Source organism: Paenibacillus sp. A3 (assembly GCF_001399685.1).
GTDB lineage: Bacteria > Bacillota > Bacilli > Paenibacillales > NBRC-103111 > Paenibacillus_G.
In genome coordinates, this window is the sequence record NZ_JTHN01000419.1 from 1 (window position 1) to 518 (window position 518).

General features: G+C 51.4%; 1 protein-coding gene and 1 pseudogene. One reads left to right on the top strand and one right to left on the bottom strand.

Going from position 1 to position 518, the window contains the following annotated elements; genetic code table 11:
• Window positions 1-191: 191 nt before the first annotated feature.
• Entirely contained in the window at window positions 192-320 is a 129-nt protein-coding gene (locus QJ48_RS39115; protein ID WP_220389012.1) for a DUF6254 family protein, read from the top strand.
• Between the two features lie 44 nt (window positions 321-364).
• On the opposite strand, the pseudogene QJ48_RS37900 reads toward QJ48_RS39115, so the two are convergent.
• Window positions 365-518, bottom strand: a pseudogene (locus QJ48_RS37900) (pyruvate formate-lyase 1-activating enzyme); the annotation flags it as partial.

Consider the following 518-nt stretch of genomic DNA (forward strand, 5'->3'; position numbering starts at 1 on the left):
ATCGTATACTGGTCTTTCAACCTTAGAAAGCCTATGAAACGTTGATCGCGCTACCCTCCTCTCTGCACAAGCGAGACTATTAATATATTAACAAAAATACTATATTGTTCCAATACATGAAACAACCGCCCGTCCGGCATCCTAAGGAGGCAAGGCCGATTTTTACCATGCCCTAAAGGAGCTGAATTGCGATGAGCCATTCGAAACGCCGCAAGGAAAACCAATGGAAAATCCGCAAGCAAACCCAGCAGCCGCACGGTAAAATCAAGTCCTTGGCTGCGTATTCGGACGAGTACGACGCGCAGCAGTCCGGTCGCTAAAAACGCGAAAAACCCCGCGGACGGCATGTCCGCGGGGTTCCCCTTTAAGCTTGCTCTCTTCCTTGGTCAATCAAACGTTTCGCCCGCTCCAGCTCCCGGTCGCTTGGCGTCGGTACATGCTCCAGCGGATAGGCTTTTCCGAGCTGCTCCCATTTATAGACACCCATCCGGTGGTAAGGCAGCACCTCCAATTTTTGC

What these genes read in the sequence shown, in the direction of transcription:
- QJ48_RS39115 (WP_220389012.1), top strand. Translation starts at nt 192, where the DNA reads ATGAGCCATTCGAAACGCCGCAAGGAAAACCAATGGAAAATCCGCAAG.